We start from the raw sequence: 18,479 nt of genomic DNA, 5'->3' as shown, positions 1-18,479 counted from the left end.
TAATAGATACACATAGCTAGTTTAGAAACGCAAAATGTAGCAAAGAAGGCCAAAATGTTGCGCAAGTGTAGTACAAAATGATGCACTAACGTAGTACATACCGCACATTAAAATAAACATGTTAGTTTAAATAACGAAGACCAAAAACGTATTGTTAAAAATCGCGAAAAATCGCAAAAACCGTGCGTTAAGGTTTCACTCAAGGGAGATTCCACATGACAGTCAAGATTGGTATTAACGGCTTTGGACGTATCGGCCGTTTGGCATTCCGTCGTATTTTTGAGCTTCAAGCTCGTGGCGGTCAAGCTGGCGATATTGAAGTCGCAGCCATCAACGATCTGACCACTCCTTCAATGCTTGCTTACTTGCTTAAGTACGACAGCACTCATGGCACTTTCCGCCACGACGATGGCACCCCAGTTGAGGTGACTTCCACCGAAGACGCAATCGTAGTAGATGGCAAGACTTACAAGGTTTACGCCGAAAAAGACGCAAACAACATTCCATGGGTTAAGAACGATGGTGTTGAGTTCGTGCTCGAGTGCACTGGTTTCTACACTTCTGCAGAAAAGTCCCAGGCTCACTTGAACGCTGGAGCTAAGAAGGTTCTTATCTCTGCTCCTGCTAAAGACGAAACCACTCCAACCGTTGTGTTTGGTGTAAACCAAGAGATCTTAAAGCCAACCGATAACATTGTGTCTGCTGGCTCTTGCACCACCAACTCCATGGCTGCAATGGTTAAGCTTTTGCAAGATAAGTGGGGCATTAAGTCTGGCTTTATGACCACTATCCACGCTTACACTGGCACCCAGATGATTCTCGACGGCCCACGCGGCTCCAAGCCACGCAACAACCGTTCTGCTGCTTGCAACACAATCGAGCACTCCACTGGTGCTGCTAAGGCAATCGGCAAGGTTGTTCCAGAGGTTAATGGCAAGCTTCAGGGTCACGCTCAGCGTATTCAGGTTCCAGATGGATCCGTTACCGAGTTGACTACTGTTCTCGAGAAGCCAGCAACCACCGAAGAAATCAACGAAGCCTTTAAGAAGGCATTCGAAAACTGCGATTACTTTGGCTACAACGCCGATAGCATTGTGTCTTCCGACATTATTGGCGATACCCACGGTGGCGTTTTCGATCCAACTCAAACCGACGTTAACACTGTTGACGGCGTAACCTTGGCTCGTACCGTTACCTTCTACGACAACGAATACGGCTTTACTGCTAACATGATTCGCACATTGCTTTACTTTGCTGAGATTGCTGAGTAAAATTAGCGAAACAAATAAAGCTAAATAGTCTAGTAAAGCTAGTCTAGTAAAGCTAAATAAAGCTACAAACCCCTTGCGGTGACTCATCGCAGGGGGTTTTCGCAACGCATTGCACATGGGGGTAAAAATGGGCAAAAAACATGCTGCAACAGGCAAAGCAACGCCAGCAATCGCACAGTTAGAAAACGCTGGAATCACATTCCGCGTTGTTGATTACGAACACGATGCAGATCATATGGATGACGGCTACGGCATGGAAGCAGCGCAAAAATTAGGCGTAAATGCTGAACAAGTTTGCAAAACGCTTATGGTAGACACAGGCGAAAAGCGCGTAGTCGGCATTGTGCCAGTAAACGCCCGATTAAGCATGAAGGCGATTGCTAGCGCGGTAAATGCCAAAAAAGCAAGCATGACAAGCCCAGATGTAGCTCAACGAGAAAGTGGCTATGTTGTTGGAGGAATCAGCCCATTTGGCCAGCGCACTCATCACGAAACCGTTCTGGATGCTAGCGTTATGCACTTTGACGAGATTCTTGTTTCTGGAGGAAAACGCGGTCTTGACGTTGTTCTAAATCCAAACGATTTGGTTAGCTTGCTTAACGCAACTGTGGCAAATATTCTAGCTTAAAGTTAGCAAACGTCGTGGCAACGTGCGATAATCCGTAAGGTTGTTCATTTTAATCGTTAGGAGTTTATTATGGGTATGCGTGGACGCAAACGCAAGGCTCGCCGCAAAAAGGCAGCAAATCACGGCAAAAGGCCAAATGCTTAATGCAAATGCTTAATGCAAATGCTTAATGCAAATGCTTAATACGTTTGATTTGCGTATAAATTTGTAACTAAAAGCCCACGGATTTATTACCGTGGGTTTTTTGTTTACGTGATTTTTAATCAAACAACCAAACGACTCAAAAACGCACGCAAGGGTCTTCGCTGCATTCTAGGATTATTGCATGGCAAAGAACATAGATGAGTTGCTAGAAGCACTAGAAAAAGCACCGCAGCAAGATAAAAACACAACATTGTGCAAATCAATGCTGCTTGGCTTCGACACAGAAACAACGGGCGCAATTATTGGCAGTGATTCAATATGCTCTGCAACGCTCGTTTTTAGAGACCCAGCGCGTGGGCGTAACAATGACGTTATTGCAACGTGGCTTGTAAACCCGCATAAGCAAATCAACCCTAAAGCAAGCGAAGTAAACGGCTTTACAAACGAGTTTTTGCAAGAAAACGGAGGCGATCCAACTCAAGAAATCGAATTACTTGGAAAAGCCATTAGCCTTGCACAAAGCAAGAATATTCCACTTCTTGCATACAATGCGCCTTTCGACGTTAAAATGCTAAACCATGATTTGCAAAGATGGAGTCTTGACTCTTTGCAAAATCGCCCAAAAAGCACGATTAATGGCGGCGAGATGCTTGTTGTAGACCCACTTGTTATAGATAGAGCCATTTCTAAGCGCACTGGCAAACGAACTCTTACTTACACAACGCAGTTTTATGGAGTAGATCCAATTGGCAATTTTCACGATGCTACAGCAGATACAGTTGCTGCAGTTGATTTGATTGAGCCTATAAGCGAGTTGCACGAAAACGTTGCAAATCTTAAATTATGCGAGATTATGAATTGGCAACGAGACGCTTACGCAAAGTGGAAATTAAGCTTTGATAGCTGGCTTAAGTCTAAAGGAAGACCAGCTAGCGAAGGAAACTGGCTGTAATTAGTAGCGATTCTTGCACAATTTGCACATTTAGTGCATTTTTCGCATTTTGCAAAAGATACACAAGATGAACGCGGAAAAATCGCAAGCAGCCGCACGAATCAAATAAACACAACTAAAATAAAATCAACTAAAATAAAACGCAAATAACAAAAATAACACGAAAAACAACACGGAAAAGCAAAATGTCTTTACAAAAATTATCTTTAGACGAAGCATGCAATATTTTGTTAAAGCAAAATCTTTTGCGAGAAATAATACAAAATAAAAGTGCGCAAAAACATGACGATTTAACGCACGAAAACGACCAAACTTGGTCAATAGATGCTAGCGATTTTAGTGCACACTCAAAGCCGTACAGCCACATAACGTACGATTCGCGCGATATTAAGCCAAACACATTGCTTTTTATTAAAGGCAATTTTAAGCCAGAATATCTTAAAGACGCAGATAAAAATGGCTTAAACACATACGTTGCGCAGGATTGCTACGCGGATTACACAAATGCGGTTGGATTGATTGTAACAGATGTTCATAAAGCTATGAGCTTACTTTCGGCAGCATTCTTTAACAACCCGCAAGAAAAGCTTACGACTATTGGCATTACGGGAACAAAAGGCAAAACAACCACAGCATACTTTACTCATGCTATTTTGAACGCACATTCTAATGGCAAAGCGGCGCTATTCTCTTCGGTAGACAATTGCTTAGATGGTAAAACATATGTTGAGTCGGACTTGACTACGCCAGAAAGCCTAGATGCGTTTAGAATGATGAGCCAAGCCGTAGAAAATGGCATGAAATACCTTGTTATGGAAGTTTCGTCGCAAGCATACAAAGTCAACCGCGTGTATGGATTGCACTTTAATGTTGCGGCATTTTTGAACATTAGCCCAGATCACATAAGCCCAATCGAACACCCGACTTTTGAAGATTATTTGTATTGCAAGCGTCAAATCGTAAAAAATACGGATGCACTTGTGCTTAATGCGGATTGCGCGCATGCGGATTTGCTTCTTCAAGACGCACAAAAAAATGGCGTAAAAGTCACGACTTTTTCCAGAATACACAAAGAAGAACTAGACGGAAACACTTGTAATTGCACAGAATGCAGCGATTATTCCGATATTCATCCTTACGAAAACAGCGAAAAATACCCAGAGCTTGTTTTGCCAAGATATGTAGCGATACCAGAGTTGCAAGAATCGCAAGAATCCGATGAATCGCAAGGATTACCAAGTTCACAAGAGCATTGTATTGCGATCTTAGAAGGCGAAGCTAACGAGTACGTAAATCAAGACATGCCTAATTACAGCGCTATAGACAAATTCAATCTAAAGATTGCTGGCGACTTTAACTACGAGAACGCCACTGCAGCAATCGCAATCGCAAACGCATTAAGCATAAATGAAAACACAGATCAAAAAGCCCTACATGCTATAGAAAACGTTCAAATATCGGGGCGAATGGAAGTCTTTAAAGACACAAAATCCAATACAGTTGCCATAGTTGATTACGCACACAACTACATTTCCACAAAATCTGTTGTCGACTTCGTATACGACAAATACGGTAACAATGATCTTAGAATCACGCTTGTAACAGGATCCACGGGAGACAAAGCCGTTGACAGGAGAAAAGAAATAGTTCAAGCCGCACAAGATCGAATCAACCAATTTGTGTTCACTCAAGAAGACACAAATGTCGAAGACGAAATGGACATTTGCAAATACATGCAATCTTGCGTAACCAATCCAAACGTTGAATCGCGAATTATTATAAACAGAGCTGAAGCTATTGAGTACAGTGTTGAAGAAGCAAGAAAAGATGCTAGAGAGAACAACAGACTAAACATAATACTTGCTATCGGAAAGGGCGACGAACGCTGGATAAAGGTGCACAACAAACATGTTCCTTACGAAGGAGATTCGTTTATTATTAAACGCTTATTTAGCTAATCACCTCTTTAGCTAAAGTCATTCCGCAAGATTTGGATGAATATTAGCGCGTTGATCTTTTGGCTTCTTTAAGTCTGGATTAACGCGCTCAATCAGCATAGTGCGCGCATCTCCTGCCGTAACAAAGCTGCCGCAAATCAGCACTCCGTGCCCATACCCCACTCCAAGTTCATCATCTTCGTCAACAAGATTCACTGCCGTTTGAATAGCGTCTGGAAGATCGTCAACGCGAATCACGCGATCTTTACCAAACACGCCAATCGCAATCTTCTCTAAATCTTTAGGGTCCATAACGCGGTCTCGCCAAGAGTTACGCGTAACAATAATCTTAGTTAAAATCGGCTCAAGCACACCCAAGTATTCTTCAACTTGCTTATCTGCCATCATTGCCACAACGCCAATGAGCTGCTCAAAATTATAGTTTTCTTCGATTGTTTTACGAAGCGACTCAGCAGCATTAACATTGTGGCCGCCGTCAATAATAATCGTTGGAGAAGTGCGCACTTGCTCAATTCGGCCAGGAACCTTAACTTGACTCAAAGCCTCGGCAACCAAATCGCCGTCTAAAGCGCCATTTACAGGAAGAACAACCTCCGCAGCGGCAAGCGCCGCCAAAGCATTATGCGACTGATGCACACCAAACTTATCAATCGGCACATCTTCATAAGTGCCATTTGGAGTTCGCAAAGTGGCAACTTGACCACCAACAGCTGGAGTGCGCGAAACAACCTCTAGTTCGCCGCTGCCGTCACTAAAGTCACACAAAAGCTTGGCATTATTGCGATTTGCCACCTCTTGAATAATCGGCAAAACTTGCGACTCGTGTGGCTGCGGCCCCAAAATCACAGTGCAATTTGGCTTAATAATGCCAGCCTTTGTGCGCGCAATCTCTTCAACCGTGTTTCCAAGCCATTGCATGTGGTCCATGTCTACAGGGCCAATAATCGCAGCATCCGCGTTCATAACATTAGTGGCGTCCCATTCGCCGCCCATGCCAACTTCCATCACAGCAACGTCTACAGGAGCGTCGGCAAAGGCCCAAATCGCCATAGCTGTAAGCACTTCAAAAAAGCTCATGCGCGGCTTGCCGTCAGCATCCATGCGAGCGTCAACCATGTTTATAATGTCTTTCATTTGATCAAACACGTCAACAAACTGGTCATCGCTAATTTCTTGGCCGTCAATCATAATTCGCTCATTTACGCGTTGCAAATGCGGCGAAGTGTAAAGACCCGTGCGCAAACCGTACGCGCGGCAGATCGCCTCTGCCATGCGCGCCGTGGAGCCTTTGCCGTTTGTGCCAGTAATGTGAATCACGTGCATAGACTGCTCTGGATGCCCCAAAATATCGAGGATTAAGCGCATTCTATCTAAATCAAGATTTGTCTTGTTATGCTCTGGAGCGCGGCTCATAATATCTCGCTCAACGTCAACAATTCGCTCATTGGTGCGATTTGGATGTTCCATCGACATTTTGTGCTCCCATTTTTGATTTACGTTTTCGGATTTACGTTTTCGGATTTACGTTTTCGGATTTACGTTTCGCTCATTTTTCCAACTATCTAGATTAATAACTGTAGTGTTTTTGTACCTGATTTACGGCGTGTCGTGATACAAAAAGCGGAGATAGCGTTTGCGTTGAATAATCGGTTTTATAGCGCGTTATAGATTTCTGCAATAATCAAAAACGTTACAAATCGCACAAAACTAGCGCATAAAGGCGTGTTAGTGGCGATTAAATGGTAAAGTACACGTTGGCGTTTCTGCCCAGGCTGCGTAGGTCGAGAAACGCTCAAAGAAATTACAATGCGCAGCAATCAATAGTTAGGAACACTAATGAGTGATATTCTAAGCAACGAATCCGCAAACAATCAAAGCGAAGAAAACGCACAATACTCCGCACAATCCGAAACTCCAATAACCGATAAGGCTCGTGCAAACGCAAATCCTGCACCAACAACAATCGCAAGTCTTAAATGGCGCGTTGCAGATATATCGCTCGGCGCCGCTCTAGCCGCCTTGTTTGGCATAATCTACTGGGGCTTTACCATTGTGTTCTTCTCCCAAATCTCCCCTATTTTGCGCACTGTTTTGCCTGGATTTGGCAGCATTTTGCACGGCGTTTGGTACCTTTCTGGCCCACTTGCTCTTCTTTTAATCCGCAAGCCTGGTGCTGCAATTTACGTAAACGTTGTTGGCGCCGTGTTTGAGAACATTCTTGGCCAGCAATTCTCTGCGTTTATGGTTTTAGCTTCTGCTGCTTTGCAAGCCGTGTTTAGCGAGCTTCCTTTTGCTATCGCTCGCTACAAAAAGTACAATCTTACTTTAAGCGTAATTTCTGGCACGCTTACCGCTCTTGAATATGGTATTTACTTAATGTTTGTGGTTTACCAGGGCAAGAGCGCAAACTATCTTACAATTCACATGATTTGCGAACTTATAAGCGGCTTTGTGATTGCAGGCATTGTTCCTTGGCTTCTGTTCGTTGCAGTTCGTAAGACTGGAGCTTTGAGCAATTTTGCTTCTGGAAGAGACCAAGAAGTAGTAGCATAACTATTTACTCTAAAGCTGCTTGCGACTTGTCTTGCGCGCACCCATGCGCTTTGCGTGCTAAACAACACGTTAATCGTAGTGTGTTAAACAGCGTGTTAAACGTTTATGGGTGTGTGCTAATCTAGTCGTTGCTAACTTTGTTAGCGTGGGGCTTTAGCTCAGTCGGTTAGAGCAACGGACTCATAATCCGTCGGTCCAGGGTTCAAGCCCCTGAGGCCCCACTAAATAATCGCCTTAATGGCGTATAAAAAAGCTTCAACTCGTTTGATTCTAGGAATTACCTAATTCATCTAACAAGTTGAAGCTTTTATTTATATTCTTGCAGCCTACAGTCCTGCTTTAGAAAGATAGTCTGGGATTTCACTTGGGTACTCTGGCCACGCTCCTGCTTGAGTGCAAACGTACGCAGCAGTGTTGATTGCAGCACGATGCGCGTCTTTAAGCGAATCGCCAGCCAAAATCCTTGCAGTAAAAGTACCAGAGAATGAGTCTCCAGCGCCAACCGTATCGTTAACTTCCACATGAGGAGTTGGGTAGGTAGAGCTTTCGCCATTCTTAGTAAAGATTGCGCTAAAAGTAGATCCGCCAGTCAAAATCACGTAATCCAAACCATAGCGAGCTTGGAACCATTTGCAAGCCTCATTGTCGGAAGTTTCGCGAATATTGAACATATCTCTAAGAAGAAGCAGCTCGGAATCGTTAAGCTTAAAAACAGTTGCCTCTTTAAGAAGAGCGTCAATCAAATCCTTTGAATAATGATCGCTACGAATGTTTATGTCGAAGAACTTCATGGCGTTTGGCTTTGCGTGCTTTAAAAGCTCCAAAACAGTATCGTGGGTTTCTTGCGATCTTAAGCTAAGAGTTCCAAAGCAAATCGCGTCTGCTTTGCTAACAAGATCCACAAGTTCGCGCGTATAAACAATATGATCCCACGCAATGTTTCGCACAATCGTGTACTCTGGAATGCCATTTCTAAGCGAAACATCTACCGTACTAGTTGGCCAAGCATTGCGCTGAATAACGTGCTTAATTCCTGCTTTTTCAACTTCTTCAACAAGTTCATTGCCAAGAGAATCTTCTCCAACAGCACTAATAACGTAGCTTTCTGCACCATTACATTGCGCGTGATACGCAAAATTCGCTGGAGCACCTCCAACTCGTTTTCCTTGGGGAAGCAAATCCCACAGTAGTTCTCCAAGTGAAAGAACGATTGGCTTAGTCATTGTATTCCTTTCGAGAGTATCGATGATTTTGGCTGCGACTCGTTAATCAACATCTTTATTGCAACAAGTCACATAAATGCATAAAACACATAAATGTATAAAACGCATGAAACATATAAAGCATATGCAGCACACAAGCCACATAAACCGCAATAAAGTAATGTTGTTATAACAACTAAGTGCTATAACAACATTATTGCGTAAAGATTAGATAATTAATTTAGATAGTCTTAGATGATTCTAAATAATCCTAGATAATCCTAGATAATCTTAGATAATCCGTTTAGATAGCAGCACACTATTTAGCAGCGCGCTGAGCCATCCAAGCTTCAACATCTTCGATTTGCTTAGGAATATCGATAGAAAGCCATTCAGGACCATTCTCCGTCATCAAAACATCATCCTCAATGCGGATTCCGATTCCGCGCATTTCTGGCGGAAGCATAAGATCATTGGCAGCAAAGTACAAGCCAGGCTCGATCGTGAAAATCATTCCTGGAGTAATCTTCGCACCCTGATAAGCCTCGTAGCGAGCTTGAGCGCAATCGTGAACATCTAGACCCAAGTGGTGAGCAACACCACACGCATGCCAGCGACGATGCTGCTGACCTTGCGGCGAAAGCGATTCCTCAACGCTAACTTTTAGAATGCCCCACTCGTGCAAATGCTCTGCAAGCACGCGCATGCAAGCGTGGTGAATATCGCTGTAGGTAGCACCTGGCTTAGCAGCCTCAAAACCAGCTTGCTGAGCGTCGAGAACGCACTGGTAAAGCTTCTTTTGCAAATCCGTAAACTTGCCATTGGTTGGGAAAGTTCGCGTAATATCTGCTGTGTAAAGGCTGTTGACTTCCACGCCTGCGTCAATAAGCAAAAGTTCTCCGCTAGAAACCACGCCCGTGTTGCGCATCCAGTGCAAAATTGGAGCGTGCTTGCCAGAAGCAACAATCGTATCGTAGCCAACTTCGTTTCCAACTTCTCGAGCAACGGAGTTAAAAGCGCCTTCAATCATGCGTTCAGAATGCTCCTTGCCCAAAGCTTGAGGCAAACGCGTAAGCATGCGTTCAAAGCCTAACTTTGTAGCAGCAACAGCTTTGCGCATTTCGCCAATCTCGTAAGCGTCTTTAAGCATTCGCGCTTCGGCAGCCACTTCGTGCAACTTATCGTCTGCAGCAATATTTGCATCTTCGTCGCTAAATCCGCTCGCTTCTCTTAAAGCATCTACGCGCGCAGTTAGATCAGCATCCGACTCGCGCACAATTCGCACGCGCACGCTTTCGGCAGCGCTATTATCGTCGCTAACGTTTTTTGCAATCGCGTCGTCAAGCTCGGCAATATCGCGCGTTTCAATGCCAGTCATAGCCTTAAGCTCTTTAAGTCCTGCGCGAGGGCCAACCCAGTATTCGCCGTAGTGTGGGTCTTTATAGAATGCTGCAGTGCTATTGTCTGCGCGAGGTGCCACAAAAAGCTGAGGAATGTGGGTTTTGCCTGCTGCTTCCTCGTCGCTGCCTGCTTGCACTGGCTCAAGCACAAGAACAGCGCCTGCCTCGTAATCCTGGCCCAAGCCAGTGTAATATGCGAAAGTTGTGTCTGGCCTAAAAGCGTAGTCACAATCGTTATTTCGCACTTTTGGCTGGCCTGCTGGAATAACAAGGCGCTCGCCTGGGAATCGCTTGCCAAGCGCTTCTAGACGCGCTGGTGTGTATTTCGACGATTCAAGCGGTTCGATTTGAGGCTCCTGGTTATCCCAGCCGCTAGTCATAAACTCTTTAAAGGAATCGCTGTTTGGTCGCAAAGATCGATTGTTTACGCGGTCTTGTGCTTTTTGCGTGCCATCCGCGTTTAGTTGCTCGCCATGTATTGTTGGCGTTGATTGATGCATATCTTCTGCCATCTTGCGACTCCTTGAATTAATCTTTAATCAACCTAACTTTAATTAGTTTAATCTTTAATCAACCTAACTTTAATCAGCTTAGATTCAATCTACATTTCCCTATTTTCTTATTAGGAATGTACATTGAAAATTGCTATTTGATTGCAAAAAACTAGAGCGAAGCGTTGTAATGCTGCACTTTAAGCGTGCGTCGAGAAGAATCGAGCTTGCCGAGCACCATGCGACGCAAAGCAAGGTCGGCATCCTTATGCTCATCAAGCCAGCTTTGCCCGCGCTCAACTAATTCGTCTACATCCGCATAATTTGGATACAAGCCTTCAATCAAAGTTTCCGCCATGTGGAATGTGCGATTCTTCCAAATCCACTCAACTTCCGCAAAGTAGCGCTCAACATAAGGCTTAACCAAATCACCTTTAGCAGTGCTTGCAAATCCAGCAACAACAGCACCCATCTGCATATTAGTTAAATCAAGATTACGCAAAGCCTGTTCGAAAGCCCAATCCTTAGCTTCTGCAGTTGATCGAGCCGCACGAGCTTGGTAAGCATATTCGCGATTCTCGGTAGTATCGCGCTTTTTAAGTTCCGCATCGATTCCAGCTTCGTCCAAAGCGTTCACGCCTGCAAGAGCAATAAGAATGCTCCAACGCAAGTCGTTGTCGATTTCCAAACCTTCTAAGCACACAGAACCGTCAAGCAATCCGTTAGCGATTTGCACAAACTCACTATCTCCAACTTCGCCGTATCCAAGATAAGCCTTTAGCAACTGGAATTGCTCGTCCGATCCTGCGTTAGCTGCCAAAGCCAACTGCCATAGTTCGTGAGCAACATGCTTTGCAACTTGCGCTTGGCGCTCAGGCACAACATAGTGGCTTGCAGTTACCTTTACTTGACCAAGAGCATAGCGGAAAGTAGTTGATTCGTGCTCTGTTGCCAAGGCCTTAAGGCTAAGTTCCACAAAGCGCTCTGCTGGGAATTCTGCGTCGCGAGTCATATCCCACAATGCAAGCCAAATAAGCGAGCGAGTCAAAGAATCCTTAAAGCGGTAGAGATTTTCTGCAGCAAATTCAAGCGACTTTTCGTCAAAACGCAACTTTGTGTAAGTCAAGTCGTCGTCGTTTACAAGAATAAGCGCAGGCCTTTGCAATCCGCGCGCTTCCGCCACTTCCGTCACTTCGCCGTCAACATCTAGTTCAATTCGCTTTGTGCGCACAATTTCGCCACTTGCTTCGTCCACATTGTAGAATCCAACAGCCAAGCGATGTGCACGCAAAACTGGATGCTCAACTGGCGCGCTTTGACGCAAGCGCAAAGAAGCAATAGTGCCGTCGCTAGCTTCTTCGACTTCGGTAGAAATCGTGTTAATTCCAGCCTTTTCAAGCCATTGCGCACTCCAAGACTTAAGATCGCGTCCGCTTGTAAGCTCTAACTCGTGCAACAAATCAGCCAAAGTTGCGTTGCTATAAGCATGCTTGCTTAAGTAGTTGTGAATTCCTTCAAAGAACTTTTCGCGTCCAACATACGCTACGAGTTGCTTCAATACAGAAGCACCCTTTGCATAAGTAATGCCGTCGAAGTTAACGGAAGTGTCGTTCAAATCGTTGATTGGAGCCACGATTGGATGCGTTGTTGGAAGCTGATCTTGATTAAGCGCCCAACTTTTCTCGCCAGAATTAAAAGTGCTCCAAGCGTCATGCCATTCGGTTGCTTCAGCAGTTGCAAGAGTAGACGTAAACTCGGCAAAAGACTCGTTAAGCCAAAGATCGTTCCACCACTTCATTGTTACGTAATCGCCAAACCACATGTGTGCAAGCTCGTGCAAAACTGTTACAACGCGGCGCTCAGCATAAGCGTCTGTAACTTTGGATTCAAACACGTACTGGTCTCGAATCGTAACCATACCAATGTTTTCCATAGCTCCAGCGTTGTATTCTGGCACGTAAATCTGATCGTACTTTGCGTATGGGTATGGCACTCCCCAAGTCTTAGCATAGAAAGCAAAGCCCTTCTTTGTAATGTCAAATAAGTAGTCAACGTCTTTTGCAAACGCGTCTTTAAGTGCTTGACGGCAGTACATTGCCATTGGAACTACGCGGCCGTCCTCATTGTTGTAAGACGTGTGCCATTGCGCGTAAGGACCTGCGCAAATCGCAGTTAAGTAGGAGCTCATTTTTGGAGTTGACTCAAACACCCAGCGCTTCATGCCTTCTACAACGCCATTTTCCAAAGTGCCGTCTTCCGTATTACGGCCTTCAATCGCAGTTTCGCTCTTAACTGGCATGTTGGAAGTCACAATCCAACTTTCTGGAGCATCCACACTAAAGTCAAAAACAGCCTTCAAATCTGGCTGATCAAACACTGCGTAAACGCGGCGAGCGTCTGGAACTTCAAATTGCGTATAAAGGTAAACGTTGCCGTCGGAAGGATCCACGCTTCTATGCAATCCTTCGCCCGTGTTGGAATATTGGCAATTTGCTACGACTTCTACTGTGTTGTGCTCGGCCAAATTTGCAAGCTCGATGCGACTATCTGCAAAAACCTTAGAAACGTCAAGAGATTCGCCATTAAGCACAACGGATTCAACGCTGTTTGCAATCAAATCGAGGAAGCTTGTTTCACCAGCTTTTGCGCCAAACTCAATTTTTGTGTGCGACTTAAAGTCGCGGCCACCCTTGCCTAAATCGAGTGCAACAGTGTAGTGAATTGGCATTTGGATAGCGCTAAAACGCTCCGCAGCTTCTACGCGAGTAAGATTTGCTCCTGGCATATTAACTCCCTTTTGTGTTTATTGTGTATCTACTTGTGTATTTATGGTGATTTTACTTTATTTATGATTTTTACGTGGCTATTATCGCTTGACTAGTCCTTGACTAATCGCAAACTAATCCTTTTGCGCAAGATCCGCAACAACAGGCACAATCATTGGCTTTCTACGCAACGCGCGCGCAATCCAACTTCCAAGCGTTCTTCGCATAATCTGCTGAAGCTTGTGCGTGTCTTTCTCGCCATGCATCATAGCGTCTTGAAGCTGGAAAACAATTTGAGATCGAACTTTTTCAAAATCAGACTCGTCTTCTGCAACAGCATTCAAGTAAATCTTAGGACCTGCTACAACATCTGCGCTATCTGTATTTACTACTACAAAGCTAGACACAAAGCCTTCCGTACCAAGGATTCTGCGCTTTTCCAGCTCTTCGTCTGTAAGCTCGCCAACGGAATCGCCGTCAACGTACACGTATCCGCATGGAACAGAGCCAACAACAGCAGCGTTTCCGTGGTACAAATCCACAACATCGCCATCTTCTGCCAAAACAACATTCTTAGGATCCACGCCCGTTTTAACAGCAATCAAACCGTTTGCAACAAGATGCCTGTGTTCTCCGTGGATTGGCATAGCGCACTTTGGCTTAACAATGTTGTACAAATAGAGCAACTCGCCCTCATTGCAATGACCAGATACGTGGATTGCAGCATTGTCTTTGTTGATTACGCGAGCGCCCATTTGCACAAGCTTGTTAATAACCTTATAAACTTCGTGCTCGTTTCCTGGAATTAGAGAGCTTGCAAGAATAACGGTATCGAACTCGTTAACTGTAATATCTTTGTGTATTCCGTCTGCGATTCGCCCAAGTGCTGCCATTGGCTCGCCTTGAGACCCCGTGCACATATACACAAGCTTGTCGTCTTGAATATCTTTTGCTTGCTTTAAATCTACAACAGTATTTTCTGGAATATGCAAGTAGCCAAGATCGGCCGCAATCGACATATTTCTAACCATTGATCGCCCAACAAACACCACTTTTCTGCCATACTTGTGCGCAGCATCTACCACTTGCTGAACGCGGTGAACGTGGCTAGAGAAGCTTGCTACGATTATCTTGCGCGATGCGTTAGCAAACGCTTGATCCAAAGCCGGGCCAATCGAAGTTTCTGGCTTAACAAATCCTGGAACCTCAGCGTTTGTGGAGTCTGCCATTAATAGGTCAATTCCTTGCTCGCCAAGCTTTCCAAATTCAACCAAATCGGTGATTCTATGGTCTAATGGAAGCTGATCTAGCTTAATATCTCCAGTGTCTATAATCGTTCCCGCTGGCGTTTTTACACAAACAGCAAGAGCGTCTGGAATCGAGTGCGTTACGCTAATAAACTCCAAATTGTATGGGCCAACTTTTAGCTTTGAGCGGCCTTCTACTTGAATTGTTTTTGGCTTAATCTTGTGTTCTTCGCACTTTGCTTCAACAAACGCAAGAGTTAGCTTAGACCCGATTAGCGGAATATCTGGGCGCATTTTAAGCAAATACGGCACGCCGCCAATGTGGTCTTCGTGGCCGTGCGTTAAAACTAGCGCGTCTACTTTATCTAGTCTGTTTTGAATGTAGTGGAAGTCTGGCAAAATCAGATCCACGCCTGGCTGCTCTTCTTCTGGGAAAAGCACTCCGCAATCTATAAGCAAAATATGGCCGTTATATTCAATAACGTTCATATTTCGGCCAATTTCACCCAATCCACCAAGCGGAACGATTCGCATTGACCCCTTGCGATACTTTGGAGGCGCAACAAGCGCGCCCTCTCGCTGATCATTTACCACTGGCGGAAGCGCATTGTAAGTGGCTTTAGAGCTTTTAGGAGACTTAAATCCTTTAGATGCCCTACTCACCTTATTCGATTCAGAGTCTTTAGTTTTTTTAGTTTTTGTATTTTTATTTGTAGTTTTATTTTCTTTTTTCACAGTTTTTGTTGACTTTTTATTGTTTATATCTGAGGATTGAGGAATTTTTACAGAGTCTACAATCTCTGCAAGAATCTCATCCGTCGATTGCATCGTTGTATCACTCATCTGCTCTATTGTAGCGTTAAGCCTCAACGGATTTACAAAACTGCGACTTCGCACGTCAACAAAAGCGGCAATCACAAAAATGCCGTAAAAAATAAAAGTCGAAAATATTAAGCTAAATCTAATGCTCTAGCAATCAAATACTCTAATGCACTCTAGTGCTTGCCGTATTTTTTCCAAATCTTAATTCCAATACCAACAAGAACAACCACGATTGCAAAAATCATGGAGCCAAGTATTGCAGAACCTGATTGAATGTTAGCAAATCCAGATGCCGAGCAAATAAGTGAACCAAACATTACGCACCTTCTAAAATTCTTGTTTCTCATTTTTATTAGAGAAAATCAATTATCTCTAATTCTACAATACTTTTCTTCAAAAGATAATCTCTATATACAATCGCAAAAAATCGTAAAAACAATCACATCGCAATAGACGCGACTAATCTGCGTGCGAGTCGACGATTTCGAGCTGCATAATGCGCGAGAAATCACTTCGACTCGCTGAGCCGCTTAGAGCAGAAGCACTGCTTCTGCGCGGCGAAGACGTTCGCACGGCTAATCCGTGCGAACGACAGGACCTGCCTTCCGCACTTTGTACCACATTTGACCCAAAACACGTACAAACACGGGAAAACAAAACAACATCGGCAAACTTTGACGCCATAATGTAGACTAGAAAGACACTCAAAAATCAATCATGCTAAACATGCTAAACATGCTAAGCGCGTACAAATTTAAGGGAAGTGAATATGTCATCGCAATCGGCGCAGCAAAAGTCTTCGCCTATGTCAAACTACGCAAAATTGTTCTCTTTTGAAGGAACACGAGCGTTTTGCATATCTGGAGCAATAGCAAGGCTGCCTATTTCGATGATGGGCTTAGGAATTGTTCTAGCCTTAAACCACATTTATAATAATTGGACAATTGCAGGCACTATGAGCGCCGCATACGTGCTATCGCAAGCAGCCGTAACGCCATTATATGCAAAGCTTTTTGATAGATTCGGCCAGCGAAAAGTGGGTGTAATCGCCCTAAGTGCGCAAGTTGTTTGCATGCTGTCGTTTGCAACCGCCGCACTTTTCCACATACCTTTGCCAATACTGTTTGCGCTTGCAATTTTAATGGGTGTTACACAATTTGCGTTCGGCGCGCTTGTTAGAACTCGCTGGGCATACACTCTTAAAAGTCAAACTGACGACACGCTGCTAAACGTTGCATACGCGCTGGAATCTGGAATCGACGAGATTGTGTTTATATTCGGACCAATTCTTGCAGCGTGGCTTGCCACTAGCGTTCACCCTGTATCTCAGCTTTTTGTGCCAGTTTTGGCAAGCGGACTAGGCGGAGCATGGTTCTTGTCACTTAAAAACACGCAACCTGCGGTTGTTAAAATTGTGCAAGTAGAAAGCGCACCCGCAAATGATGAAGATGTGCGAGCTGCGCTGGAAAATGGCCCTTACCGCACATCGGAAGACTCGGCGGAAGACTCGTCAAAAAATGGCAAGAAACTAATCGCAAAAAATCTTAGAGATAGGCTTTCACTAAAACAGCTGAGGAACACAAATCGCAAAAACAAGTCAAAAAACGTGCTTCTATACCGCGGAATTATACCGCTTGTTGTTATGTTCCTTGTTTTTAACATGAGTTTTAGCGCCTTTGACGTATCTGTTACAGCAGCAATGCGCGCACAAGGATTAGACAAACTGATCGGCTTGCAACTTGCGCTGTTTGCATGCGGGTCTTTAGTTGGAGCCGTTATTTTTGGCTCGCATAAATTCCGCGGTTCTAATTGGTCTCATCTAATCGTGTTTCTAAGCCTGCTTACCATTGGCTTTATTCTTATGAACATTAACATAGATAGACTTGTGCTTCTAAGCATTTTTGAGCTTTTAAGTGGATTATGCGTTTCGCCGATTTTTGCAACTGGAAACCTTATTGTTAAAGACACGATTCCAGAGCATTCGCTTACCGAAGGATTATCTTGGCTGCCAACAGCATCGGCTACTGGCGCTTCGCTTGGATCCATGGTTGCAGGCTTTGCGATTGACGCGTGGAGTTCGCACGGCGGAATGATGGTTCCGTGGATTTCTACGCTTGTTGCGATTCCAATCGCGTCAATTGGGTGGATTATTGTAACGCGCAAGCGCAGCTAATACGCGCAAGCATTCTTCCGTATTTTGTACGCGCGACGACCTGCCTGAGCACTTAGAGCGTAGCGTGCGAGGGCAATTCGGAGCGCTGAGCCGCTCAAGGCAGAAGCATTGCTTCTGCGCGGCGAAGACGTTCGCGCGCTTAGACCGCGCGAACGATTGGCCAAATTTGGTACAAAAAGCGGAGTTAATCAACGCGACTGATGCGTGCGTCTGGCGCGGTTTACAAACGGCTCGCCCGAATATATGTACAAATCCTCAACAAGGTCTTTTACGCGATCCGCATACTTTTCGTGATCTTTTTTAGCCCACGTAGCATCTCGCCTAAGCCCGTGATAATCGTAGAAACTAACATCGCAAGCCGTGTCTGTGTGCAAAAAGTAGCGATTCACTCCGCGACTACGCAAATGTTGCATTGTGCGCTTCCACAATCCGCCGCCGACTCCGTGCCCGCGAGCGTCTGGAGAAACAATAAAAAGCTCCAACTCTGCCTGAGTCAAGTCGTTTATATGGCTCATCGCCTCCAACTTGCGCTCAATCTGACCCATTGAAATCGCAGAATCCAGCGCTTTTACGTGCAAAGAATCGTCTTTGCTAGACATCTTTGCTTCTTGCTCTTCTAGCATCTTCTGAACTTGCTTAAACAGCACTTTATCTCCGTACACGCGCGCAAGAAGCAGCCCCATAAATTTGCCGTTTATTGTTGCAACAGTTCCGTAAGTAGAAGGCTCCAAATAGTGCAGCACGAATCGCCTAGAAAGATTGCGCGAAGCGTCTGCTCCAACAGCATTCGCAATCCCCCATGTGCGCTCGTATTCTTCTACGATTGCGTCAATGTCGTTAATTTTAACTGGACGAAACTCAACCGTCATTTTG

At 44.7% G+C, this 18,479-nt stretch carries 14 protein-coding genes and 1 tRNA gene; 8 read left to right on the top strand and 7 right to left on the bottom strand.

The annotated features are described in order from the left end of the window. Positions 1–215: 215 nt before the first annotated feature. The 5 genes from gap to HXT45_RS01955 all read left to right on the top strand — a co-directional run bounded on the left by gap (position 216) and on the right by HXT45_RS01955 (position 4,953). Positions 216–1,271, top strand: a complete 1,056-nt coding sequence (gene gap, locus HXT45_RS01975; RefSeq protein ID WP_004130004.1) for a type I glyceraldehyde-3-phosphate dehydrogenase — start codon at positions 216–218, stop codon at positions 1,269–1,271. A 127-nt stretch (positions 1,272–1,398) separates the two neighbouring features. Then, positions 1,399–1,899 (top strand): Cys-tRNA(Pro) deacylase, encoded by a 501-nt coding sequence (ybaK, locus tag HXT45_RS01970; RefSeq protein WP_004130002.1) that lies wholly within the window; start codon positions 1,399–1,401, stop codon positions 1,897–1,899. Between the two features lie 69 nt (positions 1,900–1,968). Next, the gene (locus tag HXT45_RS01965) at positions 1,969–2,043 is read left to right on the top strand and encodes a 50S ribosomal protein bL37 (protein WP_369803150.1); all 75 of its coding nucleotides are present in this window, start codon (positions 1,969–1,971) and stop codon (positions 2,041–2,043) included. A 181-nt stretch (positions 2,044–2,224) separates the two neighbouring features. After that, the gene (locus HXT45_RS01960) at positions 2,225–2,995 is read left to right on the top strand and encodes an exonuclease domain-containing protein (RefSeq protein WP_421782077.1); all 771 of its coding nucleotides are present in this window, start codon (positions 2,225–2,227) and stop codon (positions 2,993–2,995) included. A gap of 185 nt (positions 2,996–3,180) precedes the next feature. Next, positions 3,181–4,953 (top strand): UDP-N-acetylmuramoyl-L-alanyl-D-glutamate--2,6-diaminopimelate ligase, encoded by a 1,773-nt coding sequence (locus HXT45_RS01955; RefSeq protein ID WP_421782075.1) that lies wholly within the window; start codon positions 3,181–3,183, stop codon positions 4,951–4,953. Between the two features lie 18 nt (positions 4,954–4,971). On the opposite strand, the gene HXT45_RS01950 is transcribed toward HXT45_RS01955, so the two are convergent. After that, the gene (locus HXT45_RS01950) at positions 4,972–6,426 is read right to left on the bottom strand and encodes a bifunctional folylpolyglutamate synthase/dihydrofolate synthase (protein WP_115793777.1); all 1,455 of its coding nucleotides are present in this window, start codon (positions 6,424–6,426) and stop codon (positions 4,972–4,974) included. 363 nt (positions 6,427–6,789) lie between these two features. On the opposite strand from HXT45_RS01950, the gene HXT45_RS01945 reads away from it, so the two are divergent. Both HXT45_RS01945 and HXT45_RS01940 read left to right on the top strand, forming a co-directional pair. Then, a complete protein-coding gene (locus tag HXT45_RS01945) occupies positions 6,790–7,506 on the top strand; it encodes an ECF transporter S component (RefSeq protein WP_421782073.1) in 717 nt (238 codons plus the stop codon). 147 nt (positions 7,507–7,653) lie between these two features. Next, positions 7,654–7,727 (top strand) — tRNA-Ile (locus HXT45_RS01940). A 105-nt stretch (positions 7,728–7,832) separates the two neighbouring features. On the opposite strand, the gene HXT45_RS01935 is transcribed toward HXT45_RS01940, so the two are convergent. The 5 genes from HXT45_RS01935 to HXT45_RS01915 form a co-directional block, all read right to left on the bottom strand. Then, complete coding sequence (locus HXT45_RS01935) at positions 7,833–8,729, bottom strand: carbohydrate kinase family protein (RefSeq protein ID WP_004132728.1); 897 nt, start codon at positions 8,727–8,729, stop codon at positions 7,833–7,835. Positions 8,730–9,027: 298 nt separating this feature from the next. After that, positions 9,028–10,608, bottom strand: a complete 1,581-nt coding sequence (locus HXT45_RS01930) for an aminopeptidase P family protein (protein ID WP_415697576.1) — start codon at positions 10,606–10,608, stop codon at positions 9,028–9,030. 163 nt (positions 10,609–10,771) lie between these two features. Then, on the bottom strand, positions 10,772–13,384 hold the full coding sequence (gene pepN, locus HXT45_RS01925; RefSeq protein WP_421782071.1) for an aminopeptidase N: 2,613 nt from the start codon (positions 13,382–13,384) through the stop codon (positions 10,772–10,774). A gap of 114 nt (positions 13,385–13,498) precedes the next feature. Then, a complete protein-coding gene (locus tag HXT45_RS01920; RefSeq protein ID WP_102705088.1) occupies positions 13,499–15,454 on the bottom strand; it encodes a ribonuclease J in 1,956 nt (651 codons plus the stop codon). Positions 15,455–15,606: 152 nt separating this feature from the next. After that, positions 15,607–15,780, bottom strand: coding sequence for a hypothetical protein (locus HXT45_RS01915; protein WP_020758154.1), 174 nt, complete (start codon positions 15,778–15,780; stop codon positions 15,607–15,609). 422 nt (positions 15,781–16,202) lie between these two features. Between HXT45_RS01915 and HXT45_RS01910 the strand changes: the two genes are divergently transcribed. After that, positions 16,203–17,606 carry an MFS transporter gene (locus HXT45_RS01910; RefSeq protein ID WP_102704921.1) on the top strand — a complete coding sequence of 468 codons (1,404 nt, stop codon included), beginning with the start codon at positions 16,203–16,205 and terminating at the stop codon, positions 17,604–17,606. Positions 17,607–17,794: 188 nt separating this feature from the next. Here HXT45_RS01910 and HXT45_RS01905 read toward each other — a convergent pair whose 3' ends face one another. After that, on the bottom strand, positions 17,795–18,475 hold the full coding sequence (locus HXT45_RS01905) for a GNAT family N-acetyltransferase (RefSeq protein ID WP_102704919.1): 681 nt from the start codon (positions 18,473–18,475) through the stop codon (positions 17,795–17,797). Positions 18,476–18,479 lie beyond the last annotated feature (4 nt).

This window comes from Gardnerella sp. DNF01199S, assembly GCF_049244155.1.
GTDB lineage: Bacteria > Actinomycetota > Actinomycetes > Actinomycetales > Bifidobacteriaceae > Bifidobacterium > Bifidobacterium piotii.
Note: the sequence above shows the minus strand (reverse complement) of the source record. Positions and strands in the feature narration are given on the sequence as shown.